At 62.0% G+C, this 24,384-nt stretch carries 21 protein-coding genes; 11 read left to right on the plus strand and 10 right to left on the minus strand.

Annotation, left to right across the window (positions count from 1 at the left end):
• A partial coding sequence (locus AC1DS5_RS09505) for a transporter substrate-binding domain-containing protein (RefSeq protein WP_477718009.1) occupies positions 1-579 on the minus strand: 579 nt, incomplete at its 3' end.
• Between the two features lie 180 nt (positions 580-759).
• Positions 760-1,659 (minus strand): dienelactone hydrolase family protein, encoded by a 900-nt coding sequence (locus AC1DS5_RS09510; protein WP_477718010.1) that lies wholly within the window; start codon positions 1,657-1,659, stop codon positions 760-762.
• 325 nt (positions 1,660-1,984) lie between these two features.
• Here AC1DS5_RS09510 and AC1DS5_RS09515 point away from each other — a divergent pair, with 325 nt between their 5' ends.
• Both AC1DS5_RS09515 and AC1DS5_RS09520 read left to right on the plus strand, forming a co-directional pair.
• The gene (locus AC1DS5_RS09515; protein ID WP_477718011.1) at positions 1,985-2,797 is read left to right on the plus strand and encodes a PDDEXK family nuclease; all 813 of its coding nucleotides are present in this window, start codon (positions 1,985-1,987) and stop codon (positions 2,795-2,797) included.
• Positions 2,798-2,871: 74 nt separating this feature from the next.
• The gene (locus tag AC1DS5_RS09520; protein WP_477718012.1) at positions 2,872-3,147 is read left to right on the plus strand and encodes an HNH endonuclease; all 276 of its coding nucleotides are present in this window, start codon (positions 2,872-2,874) and stop codon (positions 3,145-3,147) included.
• Between the two features lie 180 nt (positions 3,148-3,327).
• Here AC1DS5_RS09520 and AC1DS5_RS09525 read toward each other — a convergent pair whose 3' ends face one another.
• From AC1DS5_RS09525 to mfd, 3 genes are read right to left on the minus strand one after another with little or no spacing between them, the layout of a single operon-like run.
• Positions 3,328-5,175: an ABC transporter ATP-binding protein gene (locus tag AC1DS5_RS09525; protein WP_477718013.1), complete on the minus strand. Its 1,848-nt coding sequence runs from the start codon at positions 5,173-5,175 to the stop codon at positions 3,328-3,330.
• 15 nt (positions 5,176-5,190) lie between these two features.
• Positions 5,191-5,901 carry a phosphoserine phosphatase SerB gene (serB, locus tag AC1DS5_RS09530; protein ID WP_477718014.1) on the minus strand — a complete coding sequence of 237 codons (711 nt, stop codon included), beginning with the start codon at positions 5,899-5,901 and terminating at the stop codon, positions 5,191-5,193.
• Positions 5,898-9,386 carry a transcription-repair coupling factor gene (gene mfd / locus AC1DS5_RS09535; RefSeq protein WP_477718015.1) on the minus strand — a complete coding sequence of 1,163 codons (3,489 nt, stop codon included), beginning with the start codon at positions 9,384-9,386 and terminating at the stop codon, positions 5,898-5,900. Before mfd ends, serB begins: the two co-directional genes overlap by 4 nt.
• Before the next feature lie 182 nt (positions 9,387-9,568).
• Between mfd and ispD the strand changes: the two genes are divergently transcribed.
• On the plus strand, positions 9,569-10,312 hold the full coding sequence (gene ispD / locus AC1DS5_RS09540; RefSeq protein ID WP_477718016.1) for a 2-C-methyl-D-erythritol 4-phosphate cytidylyltransferase: 744 nt from the start codon (positions 9,569-9,571) through the stop codon (positions 10,310-10,312).
• Positions 10,313-10,474: 162 nt separating this feature from the next.
• Positions 10,475-10,984: a 2-C-methyl-D-erythritol 2,4-cyclodiphosphate synthase gene (gene ispF, locus AC1DS5_RS09545; protein ID WP_477718017.1), complete on the plus strand. Its 510-nt coding sequence runs from the start codon at positions 10,475-10,477 to the stop codon at positions 10,982-10,984.
• 90 nt (positions 10,985-11,074) lie between these two features.
• On the opposite strand, the gene AC1DS5_RS09550 is transcribed toward ispF, so the two are convergent.
• Both AC1DS5_RS09550 and ompR read right to left on the minus strand, forming a co-directional pair.
• Positions 11,075-12,454, minus strand: coding sequence for a sensor histidine kinase (locus AC1DS5_RS09550; RefSeq protein WP_477718018.1), 1,380 nt, complete (start codon positions 12,452-12,454; stop codon positions 11,075-11,077).
• 122 nt (positions 12,455-12,576) lie between these two features.
• Complete coding sequence (gene ompR, locus AC1DS5_RS09555) at positions 12,577-13,314, minus strand: osmolarity response regulator transcription factor OmpR (protein WP_011483627.1); 738 nt, start codon at positions 13,312-13,314, stop codon at positions 12,577-12,579.
• Between the two features lie 374 nt (positions 13,315-13,688).
• Between ompR and AC1DS5_RS09560 the strand changes: the two genes are divergently transcribed.
• On the plus strand, positions 13,689-14,396 hold the full coding sequence (locus tag AC1DS5_RS09560) for an SIMPL domain-containing protein (RefSeq protein WP_477718019.1): 708 nt from the start codon (positions 13,689-13,691) through the stop codon (positions 14,394-14,396).
• Positions 14,397-14,442: 46 nt separating this feature from the next.
• Here the strand turns inward: AC1DS5_RS09560 and AC1DS5_RS09565 are convergent, their stop codons facing one another.
• Entirely contained in the window at positions 14,443-14,886 is a 444-nt protein-coding gene (locus AC1DS5_RS09565; RefSeq protein WP_477718020.1) for a multidrug/biocide efflux PACE transporter, read from the minus strand.
• A 181-nt stretch (positions 14,887-15,067) separates the two neighbouring features.
• Between AC1DS5_RS09565 and AC1DS5_RS09570 the strand changes: the two genes are divergently transcribed.
• Positions 15,068-15,967, plus strand: a complete 900-nt coding sequence (locus AC1DS5_RS09570; RefSeq protein WP_477718021.1) for a LysR family transcriptional regulator — start codon at positions 15,068-15,070, stop codon at positions 15,965-15,967.
• Positions 15,968-16,071: 104 nt separating this feature from the next.
• On the opposite strand, the gene AC1DS5_RS09575 is transcribed toward AC1DS5_RS09570, so the two are convergent.
• Entirely contained in the window at positions 16,072-16,674 is a 603-nt protein-coding gene (locus AC1DS5_RS09575) for an outer membrane beta-barrel protein (RefSeq protein WP_477718022.1), read from the minus strand.
• Positions 16,675-16,937: 263 nt separating this feature from the next.
• Here AC1DS5_RS09575 and AC1DS5_RS09580 point away from each other — a divergent pair, with 263 nt between their 5' ends.
• From AC1DS5_RS09580 to AC1DS5_RS09590, 3 genes are all read left to right on the plus strand, one after another.
• Complete coding sequence (locus AC1DS5_RS09580; RefSeq protein ID WP_477718023.1) at positions 16,938-17,783, plus strand: N-formylglutamate amidohydrolase; 846 nt, start codon at positions 16,938-16,940, stop codon at positions 17,781-17,783.
• A gap of 87 nt (positions 17,784-17,870) precedes the next feature.
• Entirely contained in the window at positions 17,871-18,917 is a 1,047-nt protein-coding gene (locus AC1DS5_RS09585; protein WP_477718211.1) for a histone deacetylase family protein, read from the plus strand.
• Entirely contained in the window at positions 18,918-20,012 is a 1,095-nt protein-coding gene (locus AC1DS5_RS09590) for an NAD(P)/FAD-dependent oxidoreductase (RefSeq protein WP_477718024.1), read from the plus strand.
• Positions 20,013-20,070: 58 nt separating this feature from the next.
• Here the strand turns inward: AC1DS5_RS09590 and AC1DS5_RS09595 are convergent, their stop codons facing one another.
• A complete protein-coding gene (locus AC1DS5_RS09595; RefSeq protein ID WP_477718025.1) occupies positions 20,071-20,853 on the minus strand; it encodes a 3-hydroxybutyrate dehydrogenase in 783 nt (260 codons plus the stop codon).
• 152 nt (positions 20,854-21,005) lie between these two features.
• Here AC1DS5_RS09595 and AC1DS5_RS09600 point away from each other — a divergent pair, with 152 nt between their 5' ends.
• On the plus strand, positions 21,006-21,935 hold the full coding sequence (locus tag AC1DS5_RS09600; RefSeq protein ID WP_477718026.1) for an alpha/beta fold hydrolase: 930 nt from the start codon (positions 21,006-21,008) through the stop codon (positions 21,933-21,935).
• Positions 21,936-21,985: 50 nt separating this feature from the next.
• The gene (locus AC1DS5_RS09605) at positions 21,986-24,256 is read left to right on the plus strand and encodes a RelA/SpoT family protein (RefSeq protein ID WP_477718027.1); all 2,271 of its coding nucleotides are present in this window, start codon (positions 21,986-21,988) and stop codon (positions 24,254-24,256) included.
• Positions 24,257-24,384 lie beyond the last annotated feature (128 nt).

Genomic DNA, 24,384 nt, shown 5'->3' on the forward strand with positions numbered 1-24,384 from the left:
GTGCTCCTGGGCGCGAAAGGCGATGACGCCGTTGTCGCCGATGGCCGCATCCAGGCCGTTGTTGGCCAGCTCGGAGATCACCACGGGGGTGCTCTCGAAGCGGCGGATGTCGGGGTTGGTCTTGCCGAACTCGCGCGAGGCCATGTCGTCGCCGGTGCTGCCGTTGACCACGCCGATCTTCTTGCCGGCCAGGTCTTTCAGGCTTTTGGCGGGGCTGTTGCTGTGCACGGCAATCAGCTGGCGCGCCTCGAAGTAGGGGCTGGTGAAGTCGTACGACTGCTTGCGCTTGTCGTTGATGGTGACGCCGGAGATCACGAGGTCGAGGTCGCCGTTGTTCAGGGCCGCGAAGATGCCGCTCCAGGGGGTGTTGACGATCTTGATTTTGAGGCCCGCCTTCTGGGCGATGGCCTTGATCATGTCCACGTCGTAGCCGACGATGTCCTTGCTCGGGCTTTCGTAGGCAAACGGCCGGTAGGTGGCGCTGGAGCCGACTACCAGTTCGGTGTTCTGGGCATGGGCGGCGCCCAGCGCGAGAGTGAACAGTCCGGCCGTAGCCACTATTTTTTGCAAGAGGTTCATGGGTAATTCCAAACAGGTGGGGTAGAAAACGCTTCAAGCGGCCCGCTGAGGGCCGCGAATCGAAAAGATACCAATGGTAACGCGTGCAAAGCCGGGGACACGCTCGTTGACGGTAATGGATGGGGCAGACGCACACCTGCCTGCATCCGGCACCGGCTGCAGGATCAGGATCAGGACCTGTCAGGCCCCGGGTGTTCTCAGGTATCTGTTGAAAAATTCCATCGTGCGCCCCCAGGCCAGCCGGGCCGCGGCGGCGTCGTAGCGCGGTGTCGTGTCATTGTTAAAACCGTGCTGGGTGCCGGCGTACTGATGGGCCGTGTAGGTCACGCCGGCAGCTTTCAGAGCAGTTTCATAGGCCGGCCAGGATGCGTTGGTCCGTTCGTCGATGCCGGCAAAGTGGATCAGCAGCGGCGCCTTGACCCTGGCGGCGGCTTCTGCCGGGGGATGGTTGCCATAAAAAGACACGGCAGCGTTGAGTTCAGGCAGGCGGGTCGCGAGCGTGTGGGCGAAGCCACCGCCAATGCAGAAGCCGACGACGCCCACTTTGCCCGAGCACTCTTCCCGGCCGCGCAGAAAAGTCGCGGCTGCGACAAAATCCTCCGTGACCTTTTGTTGGTCCAGCCGGCCAAAAAGCTCCCTGGCCTTGTCTTCGTCACCCGGGTAGCCGCCCAGCGGTGAGAGCGCGTCGGGTGCAAAGGCTACGAAATTGTCGAGTGCCAGGCGGCGGGCAATATCTTCGATGTGCGGGTTGAGTCCGCGGTTCTCATGAATCACGAGGACACCCGGCAGCTTGCCGGAGGCATTGGCCGGCTTGGCCAAATAACCCTTGCAGGTGCCCGACCCGGCCGTCGAGGGGTAGTCCAGCATGGCGGTCTTGAGCCGCCGGTCGTCTTTGGCTACCTGTTGCCCCGCGGCAAAGTTGGGACTCAAGGCCGCGAGCAGCGCGCCGGCTGTGATGCCAGCCGTGGCGAATTTTTGGGCACCTTCCAGAAAGCCGCGCCGGTCTATCGTGCCGTGCACATAGGCATCAAACAGAATCAGCAGTTCCTGGTCAAAATCCTGGGCAGTTTTACGTTCCATCGGAGTCTCCTGAAGAACTTCCAGCATATTGGTTTGCTGGAGGGTTGGCAAAAAGTGCCGGTCAAGCCCACAGCACGGATGGGCAAAGCAAGAATTGCCATTTGCTATTAAAAGTGTAGCTAATTAGCCGCGTATCCATTGAGGATGAGTCCTTTTCCTGGCCCAAATTGCTGGCAAAGCGGAAAATCCTGTTTAAATAGCGCCTTGGGACGGCCGCTGCAGAATTTGAACATCGCGCGTGGGCTGTGACTGACTGCTACTGACCGCTGTCGCCGCAGTTGTAGCACGCCCGTTCCGCTTGCGCAAAAAATGGGAGGACAACATCGTGAACCTGACGACATTTCTGATGACGTTGCTGGGCATTGCCGTGGGCATGCTGGCGGGCGCCTTGCTTTACGCCTGGCGGTTGCGGCGGGAAGCCAGCGAAAGGTTGCGCTTGCCTTCCACCTGGCCGCTCAAGGCGCGCGGGGTGGTGACGACCCAGGAGCAGAACGTCTGGACGTGGTTGCGCAGCACGTTTCCTGACCATATGGTGATGGTGAAGGTTCCGGTGCTGCGTTTTACCATTCCGCTCGAGAGGCGTGAGCGGGAAGGCGGCAAGGACCCGGGCGAGCGATGGCTGGAACTCCTCAACGGCGTTTATACGACCTTCACCGTCTGCACGACGGACGGCAAGGTGGTGGGGTGTGTGGATGTGCCGGGCAAGCGCGGCTTCAACCAGGCTGGCCGTGATATGAAGGATTCGCTGCTGTCGGATTGCGGCATACCTTTCATCATCGTTTACGCAACCCATCTGCCCAAGGGTGATGCATTGCGTGCCGCCTTCCTGGGGGAAATCCCGGGGCACGTGGGTCAGGAGGACCAGGACCACCAGGAGACTCGCGTCGGTGATACCCGCTTCCATGATGAACTGGATGCCTTTACCCAGCAGCGGGTCAAAACCGCCAAAGAGGCTGCTCTGCAAGAAATCAACAAGGACAGCCATCAGGGCGCACAGTCCGGCAAAAACAGCAACATCGGGTTTAGCGCCGATGGCGCAGGCACCATCCGGTCGCCCGACAATGCAGACCGGTTTGCCACGCAGTGGGATGACTCTTTCATCCAGCCGCTGGACACGCGGCCTGCCAAGCTTGAGTAAGGAAACACGTTAATGCTGGCGGCTCAGGCGCGGGTGGCCGGTTTCCCCGGTCATCCTCGCATGGAGGTCACGCTGTGAGCAGGCTGGGGCTGACCCGCGACAAGATCTACAAAACCGTGGCGCGGCAACTCCATGGCACGGTGCCTTGCTGGGTTTGCGGTGAGCACGTGACGCCCCAGGCGGCGACCCTGGAGCACATTCAACCCCTGAGTGCAGGTGGCAACAGCCATGTGGAGAATCTGGCCATCAGCCATGAGGTCTGCAATGGCCAGCGACATGCGGCGGGCACGGTTCCGGCCTCGGCCGGGTCTCCCGGGCGGGTACTCAGGCGGGCCGCCACGGAGCCTTGAGGAAGCCGTGAAGAGCGGCGAATACCGGTGAGCACCGGTGAATGCCCGGTAAGGCGAGGCAAAGCGGGGCAGGCCACCAATACCGCCGCCGTTCACATCGCTGTTCATGTCGCTGTTCACGCCGGTGCTGCTGTCCGTTTTGCTTGTTGCGACCAGTCCACCTAGCAAGCTGCCATGGCGCTACGCCGCAAGTTCAACTTCATCCGTCAAAAAGCCGCCGCTCTGGTGGGCCCACAGCCGCGCATACAGGCCGCCGCTCGCCAGCAGGGTGCGGTGGCTGCCTTCTTCCACAATGCGGCCCTGGTCCAGCACGATCAGCCGGTCCATGGCGGCAATCGTTGAGAGGCGGTGCGCAATCGCAATCACCGTTTTGCCCTGCATCAGGGTGTTCAGGCTGCTCTGGATGGCGATTTCCACCTCGGAGTCGAGCGCGCTGGTGGCCTCATCGAGCAGCAGGATAGGGGCGTCCTTGAGCATGACGCGTGCAATTGCAATGCGCTGGCGCTGCCCGCCCGAGAGCTTGACGCCGCGCTCACCCACGTGGGCGTCGTAGCCCTTGCGGCCATGCGGGTCTGTCAGGCTGGCAACAAAGCCGTCGGCTTCCGCGCGCCGGGCGGCTATCCGCATCTCCGCTTCGGTCGCGCCGGGACGGCTGTAGGTGATGTTGTCCCGTACCGAACGGTGCAGCAGCGAGGTGTCCTGCGTGACCATGCCGATGTGGCTGCGCAGGCTGTCCTGCGTTACGCCGGCAATGTCCTGCTCATCGATCAGCACGCGGCCGGCGTTGAGGTCGTGAAAACGCAGCAGCAGGTTGACCAGCGTGGATTTGCCCGCGCCGGAACGGCCAATGAGGCCGATTTTTTCGCCAGGCTTCACGGTCAAGGTGAGACCGTCAATGACGCGCGGCCCCTCGCCATAACGGAAGCCGACCTGCTCGAAGCGGACCTCGCCGCGCGGCACGTCGAGCACGGTGGCGTCTGGCCTGTCGACAATCGCGCGCGGCCGTGACAGGGTGTTGATGCCATCCTGCACCGTGCCCACGCTTTCAAACAGGCTGGTCATCTCCCACATGATCCAGTGCGACATGCCTTGCAGCCGCAGGGCCATGGCCGTGGCCGCCGCGACGGCGCCGGCACCGACCTGGCCCAGGCTCCAGAGCCACAGCGAGGTGCCCGCCATGCCGAGAATCAGGCCCATGCTCAGGGCATGGTTGACGATTTCAAATGCGCTGACCAGCCGCATCTGGCTGTAGCCGGTGTTCATGAACTCCTGCATGGCCGAGCGGGCGAAGGCGGCCTCGCGCTGGGTGTGCGAGAACAGCTTGACGGTGGTGATGTTGGTGTAGGCGTCGGTGATGCGGCCGGTCATCAGCGAGCGCGCATCGGCCTGTTGCTTGCCGATGTGGCCCAGCCGCGGCACAAAGAAGCAGAGCGACGCGATGTAGAGCGTCAGCCAGGCCAGGAAGGGGGCAATCAGCTTGATGTCGAAGGCAGCGGCCAGCACGGTCATGGTCGCCACATAGACCGCCATGGCCACCAGCACGTCGGCCAGCACAAACAGCGTGTCGCGCACAGCCAGCGCGGTCTGCATCACCTTGGTGGTCAGGCGTCCGGCGAACTCATCCTGGTAAAAAGCCATGCTCTGGCCCAGCATCAGCCGGTGAAAATTCCAGCGCAGGCGCATCGGGAAGTTGATGGCCACCGTCTGGTGCTTGACGATGGTCTGCAGCGCCACCAGCACAATGCTGCCCACCACAATCCACGCCAGCACGGTGAGGGTGGCGCCGTGGTCAAGCCACAAGCGTGCCGGTTCGGCCTTGCCCAGCCAGTCCACGATATGGCCCAGCATGGCAAACATCAGCGCTTCAAAGGCCGATATTGCGGCAGCCAGCAGGGCCAGCACCAGGATATAGCCGCGGGCGCCGCGGCTGCACGCCCAGATGAAGGCGATGAAGCCCTTGGGCAGCACGACCGGCTCGGCCTCCGGGTAGGCGTGCAGCAGCCTTTCGAATTTCCTGAACAGGGGCATGGCGGCGGTGCCGGCCTATTTCACGAGTTCCAGCAGCCGGTCCAGCCCGCCCTGGTTGATGGCAACCATGGCTTGCTCGCGCACCCTCGGCTTGGCGTGATAAGCCACCGACAAACCGGCTTCACCCATCATGGGCAGGTCGTTGGCGCCGTCGCCCATGGCAATGGCCTGCCGCGGGCTGATGCCCAGCTTGCCGCAGGTCTCGAGCAGCATCTTGCGCTTTTCCTCGCCGTCGCAAATATCGCCCCAGGGCTGGTCGACCATGCGGCCGGTCAGCAGGCCGTCCTTGATCTCGAGGACGTTGGAGCGGGTGTAGTCAATGCCCAGCTCGTCCCGGATGCGGTCGGTGAAAAAGGTGAAACCACCGCTCACCAGCAGCACCTTCAGGCCGGCATCCTTGCAGGCTTGCACCAGCCTGGCGGCGCCGGGGTTGAGTTTGAGGCGCGTACGGTAGACCTCGTCCATGCTGGCGGCGCTGACACCCTTGAGCAGGGCCACGCGCTGGCGAAGGCTTTCCTTGTAGTCGGTGATTTCACCGCGCATGGCCGCCTCGGTGATGGCCGCCACTTCTGCCTTGCGGCCGGCCGCGTCGGCAATTTCGTCCACGCATTCGATGTTGATCAACGTGGAGTCCATGTCGAAGGCAACCAGCTTGAAGTCGCCGAGTTTCAGATCGGGTATGGCGACGTTGACGACGAGGCCGGGGGAGATTTCAGCAGGATTCATGCGGTGGCAGTTTCTTTGGTGGGTTGTCCGAGTGAGCGCAGGATATCGCGCACCATTTGCGCGCGGTCTTTGGGGTTTTCCAGCCCGCGCTCTATGCGCAGCTTGTCGTTGCCGGCCAGTTTGATGTGCCGGTTTTTCTGGATGAGCTGCATGATGGCCATCGAGTCGATCGGCGGGTCCTTTTTGAATGTGATGTTGATCACACCCGGTGCCGCATCCACCTTGACCACGCCATACGGCCTGGCGATCACGCGCAGCCGGTGCACGTCGATCAGCGTCTGTGCCTGCGGTGGCAGCTTGCCGAAGCGGTCCACAATCTCTTCCAGCAGCGCGTCGATCTGGTCGGTGTTTTTGGCGGTGGCCAGCTTCTTGTAAAAACTCAGGCGCAGGTGCACATCGCCGCAATAGTCGTTGGGCAACAGTGCCGGAGCATGCAGGTTGATCTCGGTCGTCACGCTCAGGGGCGACAGCAGGTCCGGCTCGCGGCCGGCCTTGAGGGACGCCACGGCTTCGCTGAGCATCTCGTTGTACAGCTGAAAGCCTACCTCCATCATGTTGCCGCTCTGGCTTTCACCGAGTACCTCGCCGGTGCCGCGGATTTCCAGGTCATGCATGGCCAGGTAAAAGCCCGAGCCGAGTTCTTCCATCTGCTGGATCGCTTCAAGCCGCTGGCTGGCCTGCTTGGTCAGGCCTTCGATGTCCGGCACCATCAGGTAGGCATACGCCTGGTGGTGGCTGCGGCCGACGCGCCCGCGCAACTGATGCAACTGCGCCAGGCCGAACTTGTCGGCGCGGCTCATCACGATGGTGTTGGCACTGGGCACGTCAATACCGGTTTCGATGATGGTGGAGCACAGCAGCAGGTTGTAGCGCTGGGCCACGAAGTCCTTCATCACGCGTTCCAGCTCACGCTCGGGCATCTGTCCGTGGGCCACCGCAATGCGCGCTTCCGGCAGGACTTCCTCCAGCTTCTGGCGGCGGTTTTCAATCGTATCCACTTCATTGTGAAGAAAGTACACCTGCCCGCCGCGCTTGAGTTCGCGCAGCACGGCTTCGCGGATCACGCCGTTGTTTTCGCTGCGCACGAAGGTCTTGATCGCAAGCCGGCGCTGCGGCGCGGTGGCGATCACGCTCAGGTCGCGCAGGCCTTCCAGCGCCATGCCCAGCGTGCGCGGAATCGGTGTGGCGGTCAGCGTCAGCACATCGACTTCGGCCCGAATGGCCTTCATCTTTTCCTTGTGGCGCACGCCAAAGCGGTGCTCCTCATCGATGACCAGCAAGCCCAGCCGCTGGAACTTCACGTCCTGGCTGAGCAGCTTGTGGGTACCCACGACAATGTCGACACTGCCGTCGGCGAGACCCTTGATGGCCGCGGTGATTTCCCTGGCGGACCTGAAGCGGCTCATCTCGGCAACCTTCACCGGCCACTTGGCAAACCGGTCCACCAGCGTCTGGTAGTGCTGCTCGGCCAACAGGGTGGTGGGTGCCAGCAGGGCCACCTGCTTGCCGCCGGTGATCGCAATGAAGGCGGCGCGCAGGGCGACCTCGGTCTTGCCGAAGCCCACGTCGCCGCAAACCAGCCGGTCCATCGGGCGCGGGCTGATCATGTCCTGGATCACGGCATGTATGGCGGCGCGCTGGTCAGCGGTTTCTTCAAAGCCGAAGTCGTTGGAAAAGGCTTCATAGTCGCCCGGCGAATAGCGAAATGCATGGCCTTCGCGCGCCGCGCGGCGGGCATAAATGTTCAGCAGCTCGGCGGCGGAGTCGCGTATCTGTTCGGCCGCCTTGCGCTTGGCTTTTTCCCACTGGCCGCTGCCCAGCCGGTGCAGCGGCGCTTCTTCGGCGCTGACGCCGGTGTAGCGGCTGATCAGGTGCAGCTGGCTGACAGGCACGTACAGCGTGGCCTTGTCGGCATATTCCAGGTGCAGGAATTCCTGGAGCGAGGGCGTGCCGTCCGGATTTTTGTCCTGTCCCAGGTCCATGTTGATCAGCCCCCTGTAGCGGCCGATGCCGTGGGCGCTATGGACCACCGGGTCGCCGACATTCAGTTCGGAGAGGTCCTTGATCAGGGCTTCAACGTCGCTGACCTGTTCCTGCTTTTTGTTGCGCCTGCGGGTGGTGACACCGGCGGCAAACAGCTCGGTCTCGGTGACGAAGTCGATGCCTTCCTCGAGCCAGCTGAAGCCGATATTCAGCGCGGCCGTGGCGATGCCGAGTTTTTCGTCGCTGGCCTGGAAATCCTCGAGTGAGTCGAAGGCGGGCGGACTGACATTGCTGGCGCGCAGAAAGTCGAGCAGGCTTTCGCGGCGGCCATCGCTTTCGGCCAGCACGAGCACGCGATGCGCCGTGTTGCGCACGTGCCCCTTGAAGCGGGCCAACGGGTCTTCGGCGCCACGCACGACGGCCATGTCGTCGAGTTTCTGGAAGTGGGCATTGCCCTCCACATCTTCCACCGAGGGGCGCAGGGCGAGTTGTGCGTAGCCATTGGCCCGTGCGTAAAACTGCTCGCTGCCCAGAAACAGCGACTCGGGCGGCAAGGCTGGCCGGTCGGGCGCATCCCGCACCAGCCGGTAGCGGTCTTTGGTGTCCTGCCAGAAGCGCTGGAAAGCCGGCTCCAGGTCTCCATGCAACACGACCGTGGCATCGCTGCCCAGGTAGTCGAACACGGTGGCGGTCTCGTCAAAAAACAGCGGCAGGTAGTACTCGATGCCGGCCGTGGCGACGCCGTTGCCCATGTCCTTGTAGATGCGGCTCTTGGTCGGGTCGCCATCCAGCAGTTCGCGCCAGCGTTTCCGGAATTTGGCGCGTGCATCGTCGTCCATCGGAAACTCGCGGCCCGGCAGGAGGCGGACTTCCGGCACCGGGTAGAGGCTGCGCTGGCTGTCCGGGTCAAAGGTGCGGATGCTGTCAATCTCGTCGTCAAACAGATCGACGCGAAAGGGCACCAGCGAGCCCATCGGAAACAGGTCAATCAGTCCGCCGCGCACTGCGTATTCGCCCGGGCTCACCACCTGGGTGACGTGGCTGTAGCCTGCCAGGGTGAGTTGGGCCTTCAGGCGGGTTTCGTCGAGTTTTTGCTTGACCTTGAATTCGAAGGTGTAGCCCGCCAGAAAGCTCGGTGGCGCCAGGCGGTAAAGCGCGGTGGTCGCTGGCACGATCACCACGTCGGCACCGGTGTCCTTGTCGCGCTGCGAAATGCGCCACAGCGTGGCAAGCCGCTCGCTGATCAGGTCCTGGTGTGGCGAGAAGGTGTCGTAGGGCAGGGTCTCCCAGTCGGGGAACAGGGCGTAGCGTAGATCCGGCGCAAAAAAAGCCATCTCGTCCATCAGGCGCTGCGCGGTGGTGGCATCCGACGTGATGATGGCCGTGAGCTTGCCGGCCGCTTTCTCGCGCTGTCCCAGGCGGGCCAGCAGCAGGGCATCGGCGGAACCGGCGGGCTGTGGCAGGGTGTAGCGTTTGCCGCAAACGAGTGGAGGTAGATGCATTAATCGGTGCGCCGTCGTTAGGTCGGGTGAGGCAATCAAAAATTGTGCGGCGAAAAGTTGCGTTAAAAAATGACGAGAAAAGTGGCGGGAAAAACTGCGGGAAAAAGCAAGGCACCCCAAACCATTCGGAGTAGGGTGCTTCCAGCCTTCAGAATGAGGATTTTAGAATCTATGATGAGGCGATGACGGCAACCAGCGCAAATTCCCTCAATTCGTCCAATTCGTCCAATTCGCCCTCCGTGTCCCGGTTTTTTGCCCTGATTCCCTGTGCCGGGCACGGCAGTCGCGCCGGAACGCCCGGCGCCAAGCAGTACGAGGTGATTGCCGGCCGGGCCATGGTGTTGCATACGCTGGCGGCTTTTTCAGATGTGGAGCGACTTTCCGGCACGCTGGTGGTGGTGGCGCCGGGAGATCTTTTTTTTGATCAGACCCCGGGCAAGCTATTCGATGTGGCCGCCTGTGGGGGTGGCAGCCGCGCCGAGAGTGTGCGCAATGGCCTCCAGGCACTGCTCGACGGTGGTGCCGAAGCGCACGACTGGGTGCTGGTCCACGACGCCGCCCGCTGCCTGATTACTGCTGCGCAAATCAACCAGCTGATGGATGCCTGCGAGCACGACGATGTGGGCGGTTTGCTTGCGCACAAGCTGCCCGACACGCTCAAGGCGGAAGCGGGCGGGCGCGTGGCGGCCACCATTGACCGAGGCGATAAATGGCTGGCCCAGACCCCACAAATGTTTCGCATTGGGGCGTTGAGCCGGGCGCTCGACATGGCCGGCCCTGCCGTGACCGACGAATCCAGTGCCATGGAAGCCATGGGCCTGGCGCCGAAACTGGTGGCGGGCAGCGCGCAAAATTTCAAGGTGACTTACCCCGAAGACTTTGCGCTGGCCGAGGCGATTTTGCTCACGCGCAACGGTAGACCGTGAAGACCTGAATCCATTGACCGGCCCTCATTGACCATCGACTAACGACTAACGACTAACGACTAACGACTAACGACTAACGACTAACGACTAACGACTAACCACTAACGACCATCGATCGCCCAGGAGGCGATTACTTTCTTTTTTCATGTGAAAGCGAATGCCATGAATTCCGTGCCGCCCACCCCAGTCAGTCCGCTTCCCAATTTCCGTATCGGCGAAGGCTGGGATACGCACGCGCTGGTTGCCGGGCGCAAGCTCATCATCGGCGGTGTTGAAATTCCACATCCAGTGGGCTTGCTGGGGCATTCGGATGCCGATGTGCTCTTGCACGCCATTACCGATGCTTTGCTGGGCGCGGCCGGATTGGGTGACATTGGCAGCCATTTCCCGGACACTGATGCGCGTTTCAAGGGCGCCGATTCCATGGTGCTGCTGGCTGAAGCCGGGCGGCTGCTGGCCGAGCGGGGCCACAAGATCGGCAACATAGACAGCACCGTGATTGCGCAGGCCCCCAAACTTGCCCCGCACATTCCTGCGATGCGCGCGCGGATCGCGCAAGCGCTGAGCCTGGAACCAGGGCAGGTGAATGTCAAGGCCAAGACCGCCGAGAAGATGGGGCCGGTCGGACAGGGGCTGAGCATGGAAGCCCGTGCCGTGGTGCTACTGTACTGACGCTATATTTTTAATAGCATTGAGCTGATTATTTATGGGCCTCTGGTCTTTTTTTGATGAGTGTGTGGACCGGTGCACCCCGCAAGGGCCTCAGCTTCTGCGCAGCTTGATATGCGCGGCCAGCCCGCCCGATCCGGTGTTGGTCAGGCCAAACACGCCGCCCATGCGCTGGACCGTTTTCTCGACAATCGCCAGGCCCAGGCCAGCACCAGTCGCAGCCGTGCGCGCTGCATCGCCGCGGAAAAACGGGCGTGTGAGTTTGGGCAGGGTATCCGGGGCCACACCCATGCCGTGGTCGCGCACCCTGAGCAGCACCCATTGGTCCCGGACTTTGGCAGCAATGTCGACCACGGCCACGCCGGTTTCGGCTGTTTTGCCATAGCGCCGGGCATTTTCAAGCAGGTTGGAAATGACGCGCAAGAGTTCGACCTCGTCGGCCAGGACGGCCAGGTCGTCGGGAACGGTCACGGTGACCCGCATGTCGTCATAGTCGGCGACGGCGTATACCGCCGCCTCGATCACGGCGTTGAGCGATACCGCCTCAAGGCGCGCCGGCTCGGGCCGGGCGTAGTCGAGAAATTTGTCAATGATGGCGTCGAGCTGGGTGATGTCGGCCGCCATATGGTCGCGCGCATCCTTGTCGGCCACGCTCATTTCGGTCTCCAGCCGAAGGCGTGCCAGCGGAGTACGCAAGTCATGGGAGATACCTGCCAGCATGATGACCCGGTCCTGCTCGATTTTGGACAGCTGCTCGGCCATGCGGTTAAAGCCGATATTGACCTCGCGGATTTCGCTGGTGGCTACTTTTTCGTCGAGCAGGCTCGCGTCAAAATCTCCATCCCGCATGCGGCTGGCCGCGAATGACAGCTGCTTGAGCGGGCGGTTGATCAGGCGCGCGATGAAGGCGGCCCCGGCCAGTGACAGGATCGCCGCGGTGATGAGCCAGATCACCCAGGTGCTGCCTCGGGAAGGCCCCACCTTGGAAGGATCGGTGAGCAGCCAGTAGGCGTCTCCGTCGATCGTGAAGCCGACCCACAGGCCTTTCTGGCCGTTGACAGTGCCGGCGACGACTGTGTTGGCGCCCAGGCGCGCCTGAAGCTCCTGGGTGATGCGTTCGCCGAGTTCATCGTCGCTTTCAAAGAGTTGGAACTTGTCCTTGGGTTCACGCGGCGTGATGCGTACGCGCTCCTCGTCGGCCAGCGTTTTGATCAGCGACACACGGGCAATCGAATCGGAATAGCGCAAGGCAGCACGGCTCAGGTTCACCAGCGATGCCAGTTGTTGGGCGCTTTGAATGGCGCGCGGCTCCGACTCCAGCGCGCGGAAGGTTTGAAGCCAGGCCACGATGGAACCGAGCAGCAGCAGCGACAGAAAGAAAAAGGTCCGCCAGAACAGGCTGAAACCCCGCCGTGGGCGCATTTCCAGCGGAGCGGGCGCAGTTTCAAGCGGTATCGGGTTGGTGGCGTCCATAAAGGTGGTTAGGCATGCCGCAAGGGCGCAAGGATGGACGTGAGTCTCGCCGGGTGCCGGTCAGGTCAGCGTGGACAGCCGGCACCTCCCTGCAAGACGTGGGGTGGGTGAGACCTGGCGTATCAGTTGGTTCCATCCGGTACAAAAACGTAGCCGATACCCCAGACCGTCTGTATGTAGCGGGGAACGGCTGCGTCCACCTCGATCAGCTTGCGCAGGCGCGAGACCTGCACGTCCAGGCTGCGGTCGAAAGGTTCGAACTCGCGGCCGCGCGCCAGTTGCGCCAGCTTTTCCCGGGAAAGCGGTTGGCGTGGATGGCGCACCAGGGTTTTCAGCATGGCGAATTCGCCAGTGGTCAGCGGTAGTTCTTCGCCGTTTTTATGCAGGGTCCGCAGGCCCATATCGAACGAAAACGGTCCAAAGGTAATCACTTCCTGGTCGCTGGACGGCGCACCCGGCACTTCGGCCGTGGGCCGGCGGCGCAGCACCGCGTGGATGCGGGCCAGCAGCTCTCGTGGGTTGAAGGGTTTGGCCAGGTAGTCGTCGGCGCCAACTTCCAGGCCGACGATGCGGTCCACATCTTCACCTTTGGCGGTCAGCATGATGATGGGCGTGCGGTCGTTGGCGGCGCGCAGGCGGCGGCAAATGGAGAGACCGTCTTCACCGGGCATCATCAAGTCCAGCACAATCAGGTCGACAGCGTCGCGCAGCATGATGCGGTTCAGGGCCTTGCTGTCTTCGGCAAGAATGACTTCAAAGCCCTCTTGGGCCAGGTAGCGGCGCAACAGGTCGCGAATGCGGGCGTCGTCGTCAAGGATGAGAATCTTGTCGGCACGGGCAGTGGGTTGAGCTTGGGTCATAGTCATCCGGTATTTGTAACAGAGCCATTTTGAAGGCTGAAAACGTCCGATGTCTCTTTTTTCACTTCCTTTGACACACTGTTACAAAAGTTGCGGCGAAATGCAAGGGGCACATAGAGCGGATGGGTATGTCGTTCAATCTCACGGATGTGATCAAAGGTGACCAAAAGCGAACTTCAACGCTGCCACGCCGTAACTGCGATATGGCCGGACCGGTGTTCGCTCCGGTTTCGCTTCAGGCTTGCCAATGACCGGTGCGTGTGAGCCCGGGCACCTTCACGGTGGGTGGTCGCCTGGGCCTGGAATTGCGCAGTTTCTGTAGACCTGATTTCCACTATTCACTGTTTCTTCACTGCCCGAAAGGTAATCACTTGATGCGTACTCAAAAATGGATAGCTGCTTGCCTGCTCATGGCAGGCGCTGCAGGCGTTTTGGCCCAAACCACGCCGCGGGAGCCCCTGCAAAATGTGGCTCAGTTGTCGGCCAGCGGGTCGGTAGAGGTACAGCAGGATCTGCTGTCAATTTCAATGAGCACCACGGTAGGCGGAACCGATGCAGGCGCGGTGCAAACCCAGCTCAAGCAGGCGCTTGATACCGCGCTGGCCCAGGCCCGGCAGGCCGCTGCCCCCGGCCAGATGGATGTGCGGACCGGCAATTTCAGCCTGTACCCGCGCTACGGCAAGGACGGCAAGATCAATGGCTGGCAGGGTTCCACTGAATTGGTGCTTGAAGGGCGGGATTTTTCACGCATTACCAGCACGGCTGGCAAGATACAGACCCTGACGCTGGCGAACGTCAGCTTCGCCTTGAGTCGTGAGCAGCGTGCCAGAGTCGAAGGTGAAGCCCAGGCGCTGGCGATCGAGCGCTTCAAGGCCAAAGCCGGCGAGGTATCGAAAAGCTTCGGCTTTAACAGCTACACGCTGCGCGAGGTGGCCATCACTGCCAACGACCAGGGCTATCCCCCCCGTCCGCGCATGATGGCCATGCAGGCCAAGGGCGATATGGCGGAAGCGGCCGTTCCTGTGGAGGCCGGCAAGAGCACGGTACTGGTGAGCGTGAGTGGATCAGTCCAGATGAAGTAGCGGGTTCCCCGCATACCATGCACCATGCCCCTTTCGGGGAAATTCCTCAGGCCGCTGACAGGCGGTTTTTACGTGCAATCACCACTGCACGCAGGTGATCGTAAATCCAGTTGAAGGCAAAGGTGTAGGGCAGGAAAAACAGCACGATGCCAATGTCCAGCACAAATGCTGCCCACAGGCCGATGTCCAGCCACCAGGCGGCCAGCGGCACGACCGCCAGGATCAGGCCGATTTCAAACAGCACGGAATGAACGGCGCGGGCCAACAGGGTGCGCCGAAAGCCCAGGCGGCGCTGTGCCCGATCAAATAGCGCATTGAACGCCATGTTCCAGGCCATTGCAATCAGCGAGATCATCAGCGTCAGCAAACCCATGTGGGCCAGCGAATAGCCGAGCAGCCAGGTGCCCAATGGCGCGCAGATGGCGATCGCCACCACTTCGAACCCGAGGGCGTGGAAAAAACGTTCCTTGACTGATTTTTGGTGATTCATGGTGCGTTTCGATGGCTACTTTTTTGCTTTTGTTTTTTTGTCTTAAAGATGATTTGCAGAAGGATTTTCATCGATATTTTGGATATATTTAAATCAATAACCATCTAGAAAATAGATGGATTAATAGGTGGATTAATAAATGGAATTGATCATTGATGTGATGGAGTGAGGAGACAGGCTGATGCGTCATTCCCCCGAAGCCCTGACGGCTTTTGCCGAGGCGGCCACCTTGGGCTCGTTTTCTGCGGCGGCCCGCAAGCTTGGCAAGAGCCAGTCGACAGTCAGCAGCGCCATTGCGAACCTGGAAATCGACCTGGGCCTCGCACTCTTTGACCGAAGCAGCCGCAAGCCCACCTTGACAGAAGGGGGGCGCGTGGTACTGGGCAAGGTCCGGGAGATTCTTGCCGCCAGCGACCGGCTGGACCGTGCCGCGAGCGAGTTGGGGGGAGGGCTCGAAGCCAGGCTCAGCGTGGTGTGGTCAGACACCTACCAGTCTGACCGTTTTGAGGACATGCTCATGGCTTTCGAGCGGCGCTTTCCCGATCTGGAGTTCGAGTGCCTGATTGCCGAGCACGGTGACCTGGTCTCGCTGGTGCAAACCGGGCGGGCACAGATTGGCGTGGTCGCCGCGCAAAACGTTTACCCGCCGGATATTGGCGCGGCCACGCTCGCCGAGCAGTCGGAGATCACGCTGTTTGTGGCCACAAACCACCCTTTGGCCAGCCTGAAGGACATCACGCCGGAGGTGCTGGCCAATTACCGGCAGCTGAGGCTGGACACCTACCTGGAGCAGGCTACCCAGACGATGTCCTCGGCACGTCGGGCCTGGTCGGCGCCCAGCTATCTCATGCTGCTGGAGATGGCCGTGCTGGGTTTCGGCTGGGCGGCCATTCCGCGCTGGATGGTGACCCGTTTTGCCTTGGGTAGCCTGGTCGAACTGGACGCACGGGGTTGGCCGCAGCGGGTGCCGGTTGATGCCGTCTGGTCGCGGCAACGACCGTTGGCGCGCGCCGGGACCTGGCTGCTGCAGGAGATGCTGGCGCCGCTGGCACCGCCTGTAAAGGCCTTGTCCAGGAAATAACCGGAACAGAAGTGACAGGAACAGGCGGCCGCTCATGAAAAAGCCTGCAAACCTTGTGTGGCCTGCAGGCTTGGAGTGAAAGGGCGGGAGAACCCGCCGGTAGCTTAGAAGCGGTAGCGCAAACCGACGGTGGTGGCGCTGATGCGGTCGCGGTCCCCACCGGCGAACTTCAGCTTGTGCTCGTCATATTGCAGTACCGCCGACCAGTTGGGGTTGAAGGCATATTCCGCTCCAATGCCGTATGACACGCCAAAGCCTTTCTCGCTGCCCGAGGCAATGCCCGAAGCGGGTGCGGCGGAAACGCTGGTGCGGCCATACGTTGTCCCGAGCTTGCCCAGCAGGTTGAAGGCGTTGCTCAGCGGGAACTTGCCCACCAGGCTCAGGTTGACGCCTTTGGCCTTGGTATTGCCGCCGGCACGGCTGACGTTACCGAAGTCGGTGTAACCCAATTCCAGACCAAAATTGCTGCTGAAGTAGCTTCCGGCGTAAATGTTGTAGGCGGTGTCGTGCTTGTCTGAGGGAAAAATGCCTGCGCCATTGCTCAGCGAGAAGTCAGATCGCCCGGCGTTGAATCCGACGTAACCGGCACCGGGTGAGTAAAAGGAGTAATTGCTGCTCGAACTGCTTTGTGCCTGAGCACCTGTGGCGGCTGCCAATGCGGCAACAGCCAGTACGGTGCCTGAAAACATTCGGGTCAATGATTGCATGGTGCTTCCTTTTTCCTTGAGTGGATGGATTGATGACAACCTCCGGGCGGGAGGCTGTTTGTTATGAAATACCAGCTAAAAATTTAGGCAAACATTTGTGTCGCGCCTGTGGGCATAAAAAGCGAATTTTTGTAGGACAAACGGCAATTTTGGAAGGGCATTGCGTCTGGCGGGGCCGGGCGGTGCTTTATCCAGCCCGGCCATGTGATTTGCTGAAAAGGGTTGATGCGCCATGCCGCAAAGGCTGCTGCTAAAGTTGGGCAATGCAGTTCATCACTCACTTGCCGGGAAGCAGCGCCCTGATACTCGATTCTCCCCACAGCGGCACTGCTTATCCGCCGGATTTCCTGCCTGCATGCGAGATGCAGACACTGCGGCAGGCCGAAGACACGCATGTCGAAAAGCTGTATGACTTTGCGCCCGCCCTGGGCGTGCACTGGATCGAGGCCCACTTTCCGCGCAGCTACCTTGACGTCAACCGCAATACCACCGAAGTGGATGTGACGCTGTTTGATGCGCCCTGGCCGGGTCCGGTGGAAACCGATCCGAAAATACTGTCCAAGGTCCGCCTGGGCAAAGGGCTGATCTGGCGCACCACGGATGACGGTGTGCCTATTTATGGACGAAAGCTCGCAGTGGCTGAAGTGCAGGCGCGCATCGAGCAGTGCTGGACACCCTACCACACGGCGGTCGCGCAAGCCATTGATGCGGCTCACCAGCAGCACGGCTACAGCATCCACATCAATTGCCATTCCATGCCCGCCATTGCTTCGAGCCAATCCACCGACTTTCCGGGCGAGAAGCACGCGGACTTTGTGGTCGGCGACCGCGACGGCAGCACGGCCCATGAGGCCTTGTCCGGGCTGATTTGCCAGCACCTGCGTGAACTCGGCTACACGGTGGCTTACAACCACCCGTACAAAGGTGTGGAACTGGTGCGCCGCTACAGCAACCCCGCGCAACACCGGCACAGCATCCAGCTGGAAATCAACCGCAAGCTCTACATGGACGAGGCGACGCTTGAGATCACGCAGGGGTTCGAGGCGCTGAAAGCGCATCTGCGCTCGCTGGTCAATCTTCTGCTGCAAACCGATCCGCGCCTGCTTTGATGGTCCCCCTGCAAACAAATGCTGGTGCAGTACCGGGTACCGTGTATCTGATACCGCGTGGCGAATGCATTCAACTGCCCGGCCGACATGATTACCTTCTTTAACGAGCACCACCAGGCTCACGCCCCTGAATTCGAATTTTTCCGGGGAGAACGTGTGCCGTGCTTTGAGACCCCGGCACGCGCCGAGTATGTCAAAGCCAGCCTCGCATCCCGCGGCCATACATTGCGCACTGCGCAGATGGACAGCCGCACGGTGTTGGCCAGGGTGCATGCGCCGCGCTACCTGGCGTTTCTGGAATATGCATGGCGGGACTGGGCCGCGCAGGAAGCCGGCAATGACCAGCGCCAGCCCTTTCCTTCCGTCTGGCCAGTGCGAACCCTGCGCAGCGATGTGGAGCCCGTGAATTTCATCGCCCGGCTGGGCCTGTATTCGATGGACAACGGCTCGCCGCTCGCCGCAGGCACCTGGATCGCCGCCAAGGCCGGCGCGGATGCCGCCGCCAGCGGGGCCGCTTTGCTGGCGGGTGGAAATAGCGGTGAACGGGCCGTGTTTTGCTGCAGCCGCCCACCCGGCCACCACGCCGGGCCGGATTTCATGGGTGGCTATTGTTTTTTGAACAACGCGGCGGTGGCTGCCCAGGCGCTGCGCGATGGCGGCGCGGCGCGGGTGGCCGTGCTCGACGTGGACTACCACCACGGCAACGGCACGCAAAGCATTTTTTACGACCGTGCCGATGTGCTGTTTATCAGTTTGCACGGTGATCCGTTGACCGAATACCCGTTCTACCTGGGCCACGCCGATGAGACCGGCGTTGGCGAGGGCGCCGGGTTCAACCTGAACCTGCCACTGCCTGCGGGATGCACGGCGGCGCGCTGGTTTGACGCGCTGGAGCACGCCTGCCTTCGCATCGCGGCTTTTGGGGCGGACGCGCTGGTGGTTTCGCTGGGGCTGGACACTTTCTGCGAAGACCCGATCTCCAAATTCGCCCTTCAGGCCGGTGACTTCAGCCGCCTGGGCGAGCGCCTGGGCAGGCTTGGCCTGCCGACGGTGTTTGTGCTGGAGGGCGGTTATGCTGCCGCCGCGCTGGGCACCAATGCGGTGAACGTGATTGAAGGCTTTGAGGGCACCTGAATGGACCAGATCGATTGCGTGGTGATAGGTGCGGGCGTGGTGGGCCTGGCGGTGGCGCGCGCGCTGGCGTTGCAAGGAAGGGAAGTGATGGTGCTGGAGGCGGCGGATGCGATTGGCACCGGCACCAGCTCGCGCAACAGCGAAGTGATTCATGCCGGCATCTACTACCCGCAAGGCTCGCTCAAGGCCCGGCTGTGCGTGGAGGGCAAGGAACTGCTTTACGCCTATTGCGCCGAACGGGGCATTGGCCACAGCCGCTGCGGCAAACTGATTGTGGCGACCAGCGATGCACAGGTGGCGCAACTGCAAGGCATCATCGCCAAGGCGGCGGCCAATGGCGTGCACGACCTGGCACTGCTCACACGCGAAGAGGCGAGGGCGCTGGAGCCGCAACTGGTGTGCGTGGCGGCGGTGCATTCGCCCAGCACCGGCATTGTGGACAGCCACGGGCTGATGCTGGCGCTGCAGGGCGATCTGGAGAACGCCGGCGGCCTTGTGGTCCTGAACTCGCCCCTGGCTCGGGCGGAATGTGCGCAGGGGGCTATTATTTTGATAGCGGAAGACGGCACGGAACTGCAGGCTAAAACCGTGGTCAATGCGGCGGGCCTGCATGCGCAATCTCTCGCCCGGAAGTTTGCCGGGTTGGCCGGCAAACATGTGCCGCCCAGCCATTACGCCAAAGGCAATTACTTCACGCTGTCGGGGCGCTCACCGTTCAGCCGGTTGATCTATCCGGTACCGGAAGCTGCGGGCCTGGGTGTGCACCTGACGATCGACCTGGGCGGGCAGGCCAAATTCGGGCCGGATGTGCAATGGGTCAACGCGCCCGATGACCTGGTGGTGGACCCGGCACGCGGGGAGGCGTTTTATGCGGAGGTGCGCAAGTACTGGCCGGCGCTCCAGGAGGGCGCCCTGATACCGGGCTACGCCGGCATTCGCCCCAAAATCCAGGCACCGGACGAACCGGCCAGGGACTTTCTGATTCAGGGCCCCGACGTGCATGGCGTACCCGGGCTGGTGAACCTGTTCGGCATTGAGTCACCGGGCCTCACCAGCTCACTGGCGATTGGCAACTACGTCAGCAGATTGCTATAGAGCTTGCTGCACCGGCGGTGTGTTGTGTGTTGTATAGCAGGGCGCTGCGATTTTCAGATCACTGCGCCGCCCAGCCGCCGTCCATGTTCCAGGCAACGCCACGCACATTGTTGCCCGCCGGAGAACAGAAGAACACCGCCAGCGCGCCCAGCTCTTCAGGCGTGGTGAATTGCAGGGAAGGCTCTTTTTCACCCAGCAGTTGCTGGGTGGCCGCCTCGATGGAGAGGCTTCCTGCTGCGGCCCTGGCGTCCACCTGTTTTTGTACCAGGGGCGTCAGCACCCAACCGGGGCAGATGGCGTTGCAGGTCACGCCGCTGGTGGCGTTTTCAAGCGCGGTGACTTTGGTCAGCCCGACAATGCCGTGCTTGGCCGCCACGTAGGCCGATTTTTCCGCGGAGCCGACGAGGCCATGCACCGAAGCGACATTGATGATGCGGCCCCAGCCCTTGCCATTGTCGGCGGCCTGCATGGCGGGCAGTGCCAGGCGTGTGGCATGAAAGGCGCTGCTCAGGTTGATCGCGATGACCGCGTCCCATCTTTCAACCGGGAAATTCTCTACCCGGGCCACATGCTGGATGCCCGCGTTGTTGACGAGAATGTCGACCTGGCCGAACTGGGAGGCGGCAAACTTCATCATGTCTTCAATGTCGGCGGGCTTGCTCATGTCGGCACCGTGGTAGGCCACCTTGACGCCCAGCGCCTCGATCTCCGCCTTGGGGCCGTCCACATCGCCAAACCCATTGAGGACGATGTTGGCGCCCTGTACGGCCAGGGATTTTGCAATGCCCAGGCCAATGCCGCTGGTAGAGCCGGTGACGAGAGCTGTTTTACCTTTGAGCATGGTGTTTCTCCGGATGATTTACGATGGTTGGCATGAGATTTAAACGGCGCCTGCAGGCAGCGTGTCCCAAAAATTCTCAAGCAATTATCGAGCCTTTCAAATCCAGCCCCTGTATCCAACTACCAACAACACTGAAGCGGACCGCCTGCACCATGACTGAACCCAGCCTGAACCATGTAACTTGTCCGGATGCCTCTGGAGGCCATCGCATGGCCTATTGGCAGTGGGGCCGGCCTGATAGCGGGCATGTGGTGGTGTGTGTGCACGGCCTCTCGCGTCAGGGGCGTGACTTTGACGTGCTGGCGCAGGCGCTTTGCCGGCAAGCCGAGCAGGCTGCGCCAGGATCCGGCGGCCTTCGTGTGGTCTGCCCCGATGTGGTCGGACGCGGTGAAAGCGACTGGCTGAAAGATCCCATGGGCTACCAGTTGCCGGCTTATGCGGCTGACATGCTGGTGCTACTGGCCCATTTGCACGCCCGTGCGCCCATCACGACGCTGGATTGGGTAGGCTCCAGCATGGGCGGGCTGATCGGCATCGGGGTGTGCGGCCAGCCGGGTCTGCCCTTGCCTGTTCCGGTGCGGTGCCTGGTACTCAATGATGTCGGTCCCGCCATTGAGTGGAATGCGATTGTGCGGATTGGCACCTACCTGGGCCAGGCGGGGCATTTCGGCTCGGTACAGGAGGCGGCCGACGCGATGCGGGCCGTTTCCTCCAGCTTTGGCCCGCATACCCCCGAGCAGTGGCTGGCGTTATCGCGCCACATGGTCAAACCGGTGTCGCAGTCTGCTGACAGCAAGTGGCGGCTGCATTACGACCCGGCGATTGCGGTGCCGTTCAAACTGGCTACCGAGGCTTCCACGCTCCAGGGTGAAACCATGCTCTGGAAGCTTTACGACAATATTTCTGCCCGGACGCTGCTGATACGCGGTGCGCTGTCCGATCTTCTGAGCTCAGAAACGGCGCATGCCATGACGCAGCGCGGTCCCCGTGCCCGTTTGGTGGAGTTTGAAGGTATCGGACATGTCCCCACGTTGGTCGCGGACGATCAGGTCGCGGTGGTAACGGATTTTCTGCTTGGCTGATACCGCGATCATGCGGGATGAGTCCCGGGCAACCATTTGATAGAGTTTTCATGAAAAGCAATGTGCTGGGGCCGGATGGCCCCACGGCCCCCCAAGGGCCCAACGCCTCCATCGTCACGGCCACGGCCGACAGCCTGCCCGACCAGCCGAATGCGCTGGCGCGCGCGCGTGCATTTGCCGAGCCGCTGATTGCCAGCGAGACGCTGGACACCGGCGAGAACATCCTGGCGCACGCTGATGCGGTGGCGGCCATCCTGAAGGGCATTGGCGGCTCGGAAGCCATGCAGGCGGCCACCTACCTCGTGCATGCCTGCCAGCATCTGACCAAGCCGCAGGAAGTGATTGCCAAGGCATTCGGTGCCAACTATGCCGCACTGGCGATAGAAACGACCAAGCTGGTTCATGTGCAGCGGCAGGCCCGCACGGCGGATGCCAAGGCGCAGCTCCTGGACGACCCGGCGGCTCAAACGGAGAATGTGCGCAAGATGCTGCTGGCGTTTTCGCGTGATCTGCGGGTGGTCATGCTGCGGCTGGCTTCGCGCCTGCAGACCTTGCGCCATTACGCGGCAACCCGGCAGGCGGCCCCGCCCGCGCTGGCCCATGAGTCGCTGCACGTGTTTGCGCCGCTGGCCAACCGCCTGGGCATCTGGCAGATCAAATGGGAAATGGAAGACCTGGCTTTCCGCTTCCTGGAGCCTGAGACCTACAAACACACGGCGCGGCTGCTCGATGAAAAACGCGTTGAACGCGAAGGGTTCATGGAGACCTTGCGCGCGCAGCTTGAGCGCGAGCTGAACCAGAACGGCATTGCGGCGCTGGTGCAAGGGCGGCCCAAGCACATCTACAGCATTGTCAAGAAGATGCGTGGCAAGTCGCTCGGTTTTGATCAGGTGTTTGACATCCGTGCCTTGCGGGTGATTGCGGCGGATATCAACGGCTGCTATGCGGCGCTGGGTTTTGTGCATTCGCGCTTCACGCCCATTGGGGGTGAATTTGACGATTACATCGCCAAGCCCAAATCCAACGGCTACCAGTCCCTGCACACCGTGGTGCGAGACGACGCCGGCCGGGCGGTCGAAATCCAGATACGCACCCAGGCCATGCACGACCATGCCGAGCATGGCGTGGCTGCGCACTGGGCCTACAAGGAGGCCGGCACCAAGGGCTACAGCGGCGTATCGGCCAGCAGCGAGTACGACGCCAAGATTGCCGTATTGCGCCAGCTGCTGGCTTGGGAGCGCGACCTGTCGGGACCGGCGGCCCAGCGGGCGCGGGAGGCCAAGCAAGGCCTCTTCGAAGACCGCATTTACGTGCTCACCCCCGACGCCGCCATTGTGGAGTTGCCTCAGGGCGCGACAGCGGTGGACTTTGCCTACAGCGTGCACACCAGCCTGGGGCACCGCTGCCGCGGCGCGCGCATTGATGGTGCCATGGTGCCGCTCAACACACCGCTGCAAAACGGCCAGACGGTGGAGGTGGTCACCGCCAAGGAAGGCGGCCCCTCGCGCGACTGGCTGAATCCCGAACTGGGCTTTCTGGCCAGTCACCGGGCCAAGTCGAAAGTGCGTGCGTGGTTCAACGCGCTGGCCATGGAGCAAACCGTGGCCAAAGGCCGGGAGGCGGTTGAAAAACTGCTCCAGCGAGAGGGCAAGACCGCCATGAAGCTGGACGACCTCGCCTTGCAGCTGGGGTTCAAGACGGCGGACGATTTGTTTGAGGTGGTGGGCAAGGACGAGTTGTCGCTGCGCACCATAGAGAACATGCTCAGGCCACCAGAGCCGGTGCTTTCGCAGGATGACTACCTGCTGGCCAAAAAAGCACGCCAGCCCGACAAGTCCAGCCAGTCAGGCAAGGGCGGCAAGGGGAGTGTGCTGGTGGTCGGTATTGATTCGCTGCTGACCCAATTGGCCAAGTGCTGCAAGCCCGCACCGCCGGACGAAATCCTGGGCTTCGTCACCAAGGGCAAGGGCGTGAGCATTCATCGCAGTGACTGCAGCAATTTTCGCAACATGGCCAGCGGAAGTCCTGACCGCGTGATCGAAGTGCAGTGGAGTTCACCCAAAACACCGGATGGTTCGGTCTACCCGGTAGATGTGGCCGTGGAGGCTGCAGACCGGCAAGGGCTGTTGCGTGATATTTCCGAGGTGTTTGCCAAGGAAAAAATGAATGTGATCGGCGTGCAGACACAGTCGGTCAAAGACAACCGCGGCGGCACGGCCTGGATGACATTCACCGTGGAGGTGGCACAGTCGGGCCGCCTCAATCAGGTGCTTGGCCTTGTGGCAGAAGTGGCGGGCGTGCGCTCTGCCCGCAGGCGCTGAGTTAGCGTCGAAGCTAACGCGGCAAGCGAACATGGGGGCTCTTCATCCCAGCAGGGGCCGCGGGACTGGCTTTGCCAGACCGCAGGCGCAGCGGCCCCCCTCGGGGGGGCAGCGCAGTACACGCAGTG

This window comes from Polaromonas sp. P4_H1 (assembly GCF_056400945.1).